The organism is Streptomyces sp. SID9727 (genome assembly GCF_010550605.1).
Taxonomy (GTDB): domain Bacteria; phylum Actinomycetota; class Actinomycetes; order Streptomycetales; family Streptomycetaceae; genus Streptomyces.
Genome location: NZ_JAAGNI010000018.1, coordinates 1 through 9,020, shown reverse-complemented (window position 1 = coordinate 9,020; position 9,020 = coordinate 1). Strand labels below are relative to the sequence as shown.

Sequence of the window (9,020 nt, the reverse complement as noted above, 5' to 3'; positions counted from 1 at the left end):
CGAAGGGGCCGCCCTGTTCGACCGGCGGCTCGTCGCGCTGGTCCGCGAGGTGCCCGCGTTCGGCGCGCTGGTCGCGGGCTGGCTGGCCGGGGCGCCGCAGGAGTGGGCGGCCGTCGTCGGGCCCAGCGCACGCCGCACGGTTGAGGCGCTGAGGGCTCCGATGCCCATGCCGATGCAGGCCGCAGGGCGTGAGCATGGCAGTCTTAGACCTGCGTAAGCGAGAAATCCACGTACACAGGTTCGGGCGAGGAGCGGTCAGAGTGCAGCGCTGGCGAGGCTTGGAGGACATCCCCCAGGACTGGGGGCGCAGCGTCGTCACCATCGGCTCGTACGACGGGGTGCACCGGGGACACCAGCTGATCATCGGGCGCGCCGTCGAGCGGGCGCGCGCGCTGGGCGTGCCGTCGGTCGTCGTGACCTTCGACCCGCACCCCAGCGAGGTCGTCCGGCCCGGCAGCCACCCGCCGCTGCTCGCCCCGCACCACCGGCGCGCCGAGCTGATGGCGGAGCTGGGCGTGGACGCGATGCTGATCCTGCCGTTCACCACGGAGTTCTCGCGGCTCGCCCCGGCCGACTTCATCGCGAAGGTGCTCGTCGACAAGTTGCACGCCCAGCTGGTCATCGAGGGCCCCAACTTCCGTTTCGGCCACAAGGCCGCGGGGAACGTCGAGCTGCTGGCCGAGCTGGGCGCCGAGCACGACTACCGCGTCGAGGTCATCGACCTGCGGGTGAGCGGCGAGGCGGGCGGCGGCGAGCCGTTCTCCTCCACGCTCACCCGGCGCCTGGTGGCCGAGGGGGACGTGGCCGGTGCCGCCGAGATCCTGGGCCGCCCGCACCGCGTCGAGGGCGTCGTCGTCCGGGGCGCGCAGCGCGGCCGCGAGCTGGGTTTCCCCACCGCGAACGTCGAAACCCTCCCGCACACCGCGATCCCCGCCGACGGCGTCTACGCGGGCTGGCTGCACGCGAACGGCGAGGCGATGCCCGCCGCGATCTCGGTCGGCACCAACCCGCAGTTCGACGGCACCGAGCGCACGGTGGAGGCGTACGCCATCGACCGCGTCGGCCTCGACCTGTACGGCCTGCACGTGGCCGTGGACTTCCTGGCGTACGTACGCGGGATGCTGAAGTTCGACACGATCGACGACCTGCTGGTGGCGATGGCCGCCGACGTGAAGCGGTGCGGCGAGCTGGTCGCCGCCGCCGAGGCCGGCCAGGACTGACCGCGCGGGGTTTCCCGGCCGGACCGGCCGGGAAACCCGAGACCGCCCGTCAGACAGTCGGCGCGGTGACCTTCGCCGTGGCCCAGTGACACGCCACCTGCGTCTCCCCGCCGCCCGACAGGACCGGCAGGTCCTGCGTACGGCACGCGTCCGCGACGCCCGCCCGCTCCGCCTCGCCCGAGGCCAGCACCTGGCAGCGGGCGTGGAAACGGCAGCCGGACGGCACCCGGGACGGGTCCGGCGGCTCACCCGTCAGCACCACCGGATCGCCCGGGGCCTCGGGCAGCACCGACAGCAGCGCCTGGGTGTACGGGTGGCGCGGGGCCGTCAGGATCTGCTCGACGTCACCCGTCTCCACGATGCGGCCCAGATACATCACCGCGACCCGGTCCGCGATGTTCCACGCCAGACCCAGGTCGTGCGTCACGACCAGCGCGGAGAGCCCCAGCTCCTCGCGCAGCCGCAGCAGCAGCGCCAGGATCTCGCCGCGCACCGACGCGTCCAGCGAGGCCACCGGCTCGTCCGCCACGATCAGCTCCGGCTCCAGGACCAGCGCCCCCGCGATCACGACGCGCTGACGCTGACCGCCCGACAGCTCGTGCGGATAGCGCAGGAAGAACCGCTCCGGCGGACGCAGCCCGGCCCGCGACAGCGCGTCGTGCACCGCCTGCCGCTCGTCGCCCGCGTAGCCGTGGATGCGCAGGCCCTCGGCCACCGCGTCGTACACCGTGTGGCGCGGGTTCAGCGAGCCGCTGGGGTCCTGGAGGACCAGCTGGGCGCGCTTGCGGTACGCCTTGAGCGCCCGGCTCCCGTAGTCCAGCGGCTTCCCGTCGAACGTGATCTGCCCGGCCGTCGGCGGTACCAGGCCCAGCAGGGAGCGGGCCAGCGTCGTCTTGCCGCACCCCGACTCGCCGACCAGGGCCACGATCTCGCCGGGCCGGATGTCCAGATCCACCCCGTCCACCGCACGCGCGGGCGAGGCGCCGTGCCGGCCGGGGAAGGTGATCCGGAGCCCCTGCGCGCTGAGCAGGTCCACGGGGGTCGTCGTCATGATGTGCTCCTCGCTTCCTCGGCGCCCGGCAGGACCGGCGCCGCCGCCCCCTCCGGACCCACCAGCACGCACGCGGCCTGCCGCCCCGGGCCCGCGTCCCGCAGCACCTGGTCCTGCGTGGCGCAGGAGTCCAGGGCCAGGGCGCAGCGCGGGTGGAACGTGCAGCCGGCCGGCAGCGCCGACGGGTCGGGCGGGTCGCCGGGCAGGCCCCGCGGCGCGAACCGGGACGCCGGGTCCCCGATGCGCGGGAAGGCGCCCGACAGGGCCCTGCTGTACGGGTGGTGCGCGCCCTCGTAGACCTCGGACGCCGGGCCCTCCTCGACGACCCGGCCCGCGTACATCACGGCCAGCCGGTCGCAGGTGTCGGACAGCACCGCGAGGTCGTGGCTGATCATGATCAGACCGAGGTCCTGCTCGGAGACCAGCTGCTCGATCAGGCGCAGGATCTGTGCCTGGATCATCACGTCCAGGGCCGTCGTCGGCTCGTCCGCGATGATCAGGCCCGGGTCGCAGGCGAGCGCCATCGCGATCATCACGCGCTGCCGCTGACCGCCGGACAGCTCGTGCGGATAGGCGTCCGTCCGGGCGGCGGGCAGCCCCACCTGCTCCAGCAGCTCACCGGCCCGCTTGCGCGCGGCGGCCTGGGTGACCTTCTTGTGCAGCAGGATCGGCTCGGCGATCTGGTCCCCGATGCGGTGCACGGCGTTCAGCGAGTGCATCGCGCCCTGGAAGACGATCGACGCGCCCGCCCAGCGCACGGCCCTGACCTGGCCCCACTTCATCGCGAGGACGTCCTCGCCGTTCAGCAGGATCTCACCGGTCACCTTCGTCCCCGCGGGCAGCAGCCGCAGCAGGGCCAGCGCCAGCGTGGACTTGCCGCAGCCGGACTCCCCGGCGATGCCCAGCTTGCGCCCGGCCTCCACCTGGAGGTTCACGCCGCGGACGGCCTGCGCCCCGCCGGCGTACGTCACCGTCAGGTCGCGTACCTCCAGAAGAGGCGTCTTGCGGATGCTCGTCGTACTCAACGGGCCACCCCCAGCTTGGGATTGAGGACGGACTCGATCGCGCGGCCGCACAGCGTGAACGCCAGGGCCACCAGGGCGATGGCGATGCCGGGCGGTGCCAGGTACCACCAGTCGCCGGCGCTCACCGCCCCCGCGGCGCGCGCGTCCTGGAGCATGCTGCCCCACGAGGTGATGGTCGGGTCGCCGAGGCCGAGGAAGGCCAGCGTGGCCTCGCTCAGGATCGCGCTGGAGATGGCCAGCGTGGTCTGGGCGAGCACCAGCGGCATCACGTTCGGCAGGACGTGCCGCAGCATGACGTGGCCGTGGCCGCCGCCCAGCGCGCGGGCGCGCTCGATGTACGGGCGGGACTCCACGGCGAGGGTCTGCGCGCGCACCAGGCGTGCGGTCGTCGGCCAGGTCGTGACACCGATCGCGATGATGATGGTCCACAGGGAGCGGTCCATCACCGAGGCGAGGGCGACCGCGAGGACCAGCGTCGGCATCACCAGGAACCAGTCCGTCACCCGCATCAGCACGGTCGAGTACCAGCCGCGGAAGTGGCCCGCGACGATTCCCACGATCGTGCCGATGGCGACGCACAGGAACGCCGCGAGCAGCCCCACGGTCAGCGAGACGCGCGCGCCCCACACCAGGAGCGCGAGCACGCTGCGCCCGAACTGGTCGGTGCCGAGCGGGAACTCACCGCTCGGCGATTCGAGCGCGCCGCCGGACGCCTCGGTGACGCTCTGCGAGTCGGCGCCGACGAGCTGGGGGGCGGCCAGGGCGATCAGCGCGATCACGATCAGGCCGGCCAGGCCCCACATGCCGCCCTTGTGACGGCGGTACTCCCGCCAGAAGCGGGCCGCGGACTGGCGCTTGCGGGCCCGGGCCAGGGAGCGGGCGCTCCGGACGGGCTCGGGCGGGGCCGACGCCGGGGTCGGCGTGGGCATGGAATCGGTCGTGGTCATCGGCCCACCCGGGGATCGAGCAGCGGATACAGCACATCGGCAAGGGTGTTCGCCAGGATCACCGCGGTGGCGAAGACGAAGAACAGGCCCTGGACGAGTGGCAGGTCGGGGGTGCTGAGGCCCTGGTAGAAGAGGGAGCCGAGGCCCGGCCAGGAGAACACGGTCTCCACCAGGATCTGCCCGGCGACCACATGCCCCAGGTTGACGAACATCAGCGTGAAGGTGGGCAGCATCGCGTTGGGCACGGCGTGCTTGCGGCGTACGACGTTGTCCCGCAGCCCCTTGGCGCGGGCCGTCGTGAGGTAGTCGCTGCCCATCTCGTCCAGCAGCGAGGACCGCATCACCAGCAGCGTCTGCGCGTACCCGACCGCCACCAGCGTGATCACCGGAAGCACCATGTGGTGCGCCACGTCGATGACGTAGTCGAAGCCGCTCGTGTCGCCCGACGACATCCCGCCCGTCGGGAACATGCCCGGGATCGGGCCGACGCCCACCGAGAAGACGATGATGAGGAGCAGTCCGAGCCAGAACGACGGCACCGAGTACAGGGTGAGCGCGAGCGCGGTGTTGAACCGGTCGCCGGCCGAACCGTTGCGCCAGGCGGTGCGGGTGCCGAGCCAGAGGCCGATGAGGCTGTAGAGGACGTAGGCGGTGCCGGTGAGCAGCAGCGTCGCCGGCAGCTTTTCGACGATCTTGTCCATCACCGGCGCGTGGTACGCGAACGAGACACCGAAGTCGCCGGTGAGGGCGTCCCCGATGTAGCTGGTGAACTGCTGCCACATCGGCTGGTCGAGCCCGAGCTGATGGCGCAGCGATTCCAGCTGTTCGGCCGATACGGGCCGGCCGCCCGTCATCTGCTTGACCGGGTCGCTCGGAATGAGCCGGAAGAGGAAGAAGCTGGTGACCAGAACCGCGAACAGTGAGACGACGGCGCCCGCGATCTTGGCGGCCACGTATGTCAGATAGGCGGTGGTGTTGCGCGCCCGTGGACCGCGTGCGGCCGAGGGACCGGCCGGAGGGCCGTCCGTGGCCGCGTCCGCCTGTTGCACGAGCGCCGGAGTGCTGTCAGCTGTCATGGGGAACTCTCGTTACTCGTGTCGTTCCTGGAAAGAACCGGCCGGCACGGGCCTACCGCACCCGCGCCGGCCGGTTCCTCGCATCCCGTTCGAGAACCTACTCGCGATCGTCCGCGGTGGTGCGGCGGCGCCGCGAGATCAGGAATCCGCCACCTGCGAGGACCACGACCGCCACCACGATTCCGATGATCACACCGGTGGAGGAGCCGGAGCTGCTGCCCTCCGAGCCGCCGTTGCCGCTCGCCGGCACGGCCGACCACCAGCTCCAGTAGCCGTCCTGGCCGTAGATGTTGCCGGCTGCCTCGGGCATGGTCGTGATCGACTTGATCTGGTCGGTGCGGTACGCCTCGACCGCGTTCGGGTACGCCATCACGTTCATGTACCCGGAGTCGTACAGCCACGACTGCATCTGCCCGACGAGCTCGGCCCGCTTCGCGGGGTCGTACTCGGCGAGCTGCTTCCTGTACAGCTCGTCGTACTTCTTGTCGCAGATGAAGTTGTCCGTGGTCGCGCTGGCCTTGGCCTTCGTCGGCAGGGCCGCGCAGGTGTGGATGCCGAGGACGAAGTCCGGGTCCGGGTTGACCGACCAGCCGTCGAAGGCCAGGTCGTACTCACCGGCGTACCAGGGCACGGAGACGTCGTCCAGGCAGTCGACCTTCAGCCCGATGCCGAGCTTGCCCCACCACTCCTTCAGGTACTTGCCGACCGCCTTGTCGTTCGGGTCGGTGGCGTGGCACAGGATGCGCAGGTCGAGCGGCTTGCCGTCCTTGCCGACGCGCTGGTCGCCCTTGAGCTTGTAGCCCGCCTCGTCCAGCAGCTTCGCCGCCTTGTCGGGGTCGTAGTTCATCGCCTGGTCGGCGGAGGGCTCCCAGGCGTACGCGGAGAAGCGCGGCGGAATGTAGCCCTTGCCTTCGACGGCGTGGCCCTGGAACACCTTGTCGATGATCGTCTCGCGGTCGATCGACAGGAACAGCGCCTGGCGCACCTTCTGGTCCAGCAGCGCCTTGTTGCCGTCGCCGAACTTCTTGCCGTCCTTGGTCTGCGCCCCGGGGTTGGTGGCCAGCGCGTAGAAGCGGCGGCCGGGCCCCTCGTTGACCTTGATGTTCTTGTCGCCCTTGAGCGAGTTCGCCTGAGCGGGTGTCAGCGCGGGCGAACCGGCGACGAAGGAGACCTCACCCTTGCGGAGGGCGGCGACGGCGGCGTCCTGGTCCTTGTACGTCTTGAAGACCAGTTCGTCGAACTTGGGCTTACCGCGCCAGAAGTCCGGGTTGGCCTTGAGCTTCACGTACTGGTCGACCTTGTAGTCCGTCAGGATGAACGGGCCGTTGCCGACGACGGGGAACTTCGTGTCGTTGTTGAACTTCGAGAAGTCGCCGACCTTCTCCCACACGTGCTTCGGCACTATCGGCACGTCGAGCGCGGCCATGGTGGCCTGCGGCTCCTTGAGCTCGATGACCAGCTGGGTGGGGCTCGGGGCCGTGACCTTCTTGAAGTTGGTGACGAAGCTGCCGTTGGCCTGGGCCGCGGCATCGTCGTCCATCATCTTGTTGAACGTCCAGGCGGCGTCCTCGGCGGTCGCCTGCTGCCCGTCCGACCACTTCGAATCGCTCCGAATGGTGTACGTCCACGTCAGCTTGTCGGCGGAGGGCTCCCACTTGGTCGCCAGGCCCGGGATGGCGTGGTTGTCCTTGGCGTCGTAGTTCGTCAGGAAGTCGTACATGAGCCGCGAGACGCTGGTGCTCAGCAGCTTCTGGGCGAGGAACGGGCTCAGGGAGTCGACGCTCTGCGCGACCGCGACGGTCAGTGTCTTGTTTCCGCTGTCGGCTGCCTGCGCCTGCTGGGGCGCGGCCCCGAGGGGCGTGCCCGGCACGACGGTCCCGGCCGCGAGAGCGAGGGCGGCGGCACCGGAGGCCAGGAGCACACGCAGACGTGAGCGTGGCGGGGCGGAGGAGGATGGAACTCTTACGACCATGGTCTGGGACCTCGCGTCATGACTCGCACGGGAAAGGCGTGTTGAACTTCGGTTCGCCGGCTGGTGTTGCGAAGGTTTATCAGCGGTGGTCGAGCCGCGTCAACGGTCACCGAAACGGCGTGTGGTCTGCGGATATGCCAAAAGGGTCCGCATCGCGGAGGCGATGCGGACCCTCATTGGTTCAGACCTCTGACGCCCTACTGCTGAGGCGCTGGCGGCGGCTGCTGCTGCCACCCGGCGGGCGGTACGGGACCGTGCGGCTCGGGGTGTCCTGGCTGGTCGAGCTGGGGTTGCGGCTGGGCCGGGGGCTGCTGGTGCGGCTGCTGGTCCTGGGCCGGGTGCTGCTGCCACTGCTGCCCGGCGCCGGGGCCCGGCTGCGGGGGATAGGGCTGCCGGCCGTCGTACGGCTGCTGCGGCTGTAGCTGCTGGGGCTGCGGGTAGGGCTGACCGGGTTGCTGCGGCGCGTACGGCTGTCCGGGGTACTGCGGGTGGCCGGGCTGCTGGGGTTGCTGCGGCTGCGGGAGGGCGTACGGCTGCTGCCCCGGGGCCTGCTGACCGGGGATCTGCCGGCCCGGGAGCGGCGGGGCGTACTGCGGCGGCGGGCCGCTGCCGTCCGGCGTCCACAGCCCCTGCTGCTGCTGGGCGCGCGCGAAGTCCTCGGCGACCAGGGCGGAGAGGTTGAAGTACGCCTCCCGGGTCTTCGGCCGCATCATGTCGAGGTCGACCTCCGCACCGGCCGAGAGGTGTTCGTCGAACGGCACGGCGACCACCCCGCGGCAGCGGGTCCGGAAGTGCTGAACGATGTCGTCGACCTTGATCATCTTGCCGGTCTCGCGGACGCCGGAGATCACCGTGATGGACCGCTGGACCAGCTCCCCGTACCCGTGTGCCGACAGCCAGTCCAGGGTCGTGGACGCGCTGGACGCGCCGTCGACCGAGGGCGTCGAGACGATGATCAGCTGATCGGCCAGGTCCAGCACACCCCGCATCGCGCTGTACAGCAGACCGGTCCCCGAGTCCGTGAGGATGATCGGGTACTGCTTGCCGAGCACGTCGATCGCGCGCCGGTAGTCCTCGTCGTTGAAGGCCGTGGAGACCGCCGGGTCCACGTCGTTGGCGATGATCTCCAGTCCGGAGGGCGCCTGCGAGGTGAACCGCCGGATGTCCATGTACGAGTTGAGGTGCGGGATCGCGTGCACCAGGTCGCGGATGGTCGCGCCGGTCTCGCGGCGCACCCGCCGGCCCAGCGTGCCGGCGTCCGGGTTGGCGTCGATCGCGAGGATCTTGTCCTGCCGCTCGCTGGCCATGGTGGCGCCGAGCGCGGTGGTCGTCGTGGTCTTGCCGACCCCGCCCTTGAGGCTGATCACCGCGATCCGGTAGCAGGAGAGCACCGGCGTACGGATGAGTTCCAGCTTGCGCTGCCTCTCCTGCTCCTCCTTCTTCCCGCCGAGCTTGAAGCGCGAGGCGCCCGTGGGGTTGCGGCTGCTCCGGGTCTTCTGCTTGCCCCGGATGAGCCGGTCGGACGTGAGCTCCACGGCCGCGGTGTACCCCAGCGGGGCGCCGCCCGCGGCACGCGGATCACGGGGGGCGGGGGTGGGCCAGGAGGTGCCGGCCCGGGGGTCGACGGGCGGCTGCGGCTGCGGCTGGACCTGCGCGGGGAGGTTCGGGGTACCGGCGTCGGCGGTGGGGGCGGGGGTGCCTTGGGCGGGGGTGCCGTGGGCCGGGGGCT

General features: G+C 71.1%; 8 protein-coding genes. 2 read left to right on the top strand and 6 right to left on the bottom strand.

What is annotated here, in order from left to right:
• Positions 1-217, top strand: a 217-nt coding sequence (locus G3I41_RS01355; protein ID WP_164398454.1) for a hypothetical protein, incomplete at its 5' end; no start/stop codon positions are given.
• A gap of 43 nt (positions 218-260) precedes the next feature.
• Positions 261-1,220, top strand: coding sequence for a bifunctional riboflavin kinase/FAD synthetase (locus G3I41_RS01350; protein ID WP_164398453.1), 960 nt, complete (start codon positions 261-263; stop codon positions 1,218-1,220).
• A gap of 49 nt (positions 1,221-1,269) precedes the next feature.
• Here the strand turns inward: G3I41_RS01350 and G3I41_RS01345 are convergent, their stop codons facing one another.
• The 6 genes from G3I41_RS01345 to G3I41_RS01320 form a co-directional block, all read right to left on the bottom strand.
• The gene (locus tag G3I41_RS01345) at positions 1,270-2,271 is read right to left on the bottom strand and encodes an ABC transporter ATP-binding protein (protein WP_164398452.1); all 1,002 of its coding nucleotides are present in this window, start codon (positions 2,269-2,271) and stop codon (positions 1,270-1,272) included.
• Positions 2,268-3,296, bottom strand: a complete 1,029-nt coding sequence (locus G3I41_RS01340; RefSeq protein WP_164398451.1) for an ABC transporter ATP-binding protein — start codon at positions 3,294-3,296, stop codon at positions 2,268-2,270. Before G3I41_RS01340 ends, G3I41_RS01345 begins: the two co-directional genes overlap by 4 nt.
• Positions 3,293-4,243 carry an ABC transporter permease gene (locus G3I41_RS01335; protein WP_164398450.1) on the bottom strand — a complete coding sequence of 317 codons (951 nt, stop codon included), beginning with the start codon at positions 4,241-4,243 and terminating at the stop codon, positions 3,293-3,295. The genes G3I41_RS01340 and G3I41_RS01335 overlap by 4 nt, the downstream gene beginning before the upstream one ends.
• Entirely contained in the window at positions 4,240-5,319 is a 1,080-nt protein-coding gene (locus G3I41_RS01330; protein ID WP_164398449.1) for an ABC transporter permease, read from the bottom strand. Before G3I41_RS01330 ends, G3I41_RS01335 begins: the two co-directional genes overlap by 4 nt.
• A 97-nt stretch (positions 5,320-5,416) precedes the next feature.
• On the bottom strand, positions 5,417-7,291 hold the full coding sequence (locus G3I41_RS01325) for an ABC transporter substrate-binding protein (protein WP_164398448.1): 1,875 nt from the start codon (positions 7,289-7,291) through the stop codon (positions 5,417-5,419).
• Positions 7,292-7,488: 197 nt separating this feature from the next.
• Positions 7,489-9,020: MinD/ParA family protein (locus G3I41_RS01320; protein ID WP_164398447.1), on the bottom strand; the 1,532-nt coding region annotated here is incomplete at its 5' end.

Coding starts and splice junctions, on each gene's coding strand:
- G3I41_RS01345 (WP_164398452.1), bottom strand. CDS start 2,271: ATGACGACGACCCCCGTGGACCTGCTCAGCGCGCAGGGGCTCCGGATC.
- G3I41_RS01335 (WP_164398450.1), bottom strand. CDS start 4,243: ATGACCACGACCGATTCCATGCCCACGCCGACCCCGGCGTCGGCCCCG.
- G3I41_RS01330 (WP_164398449.1), bottom strand. CDS start 5,319: ATGACAGCTGACAGCACTCCGGCGCTCGTGCAACAGGCGGACGCGGCC.
- G3I41_RS01325 (WP_164398448.1), bottom strand. CDS start 7,291: ATGGTCGTAAGAGTTCCATCCTCCTCCGCCCCGCCACGCTCACGTCTG.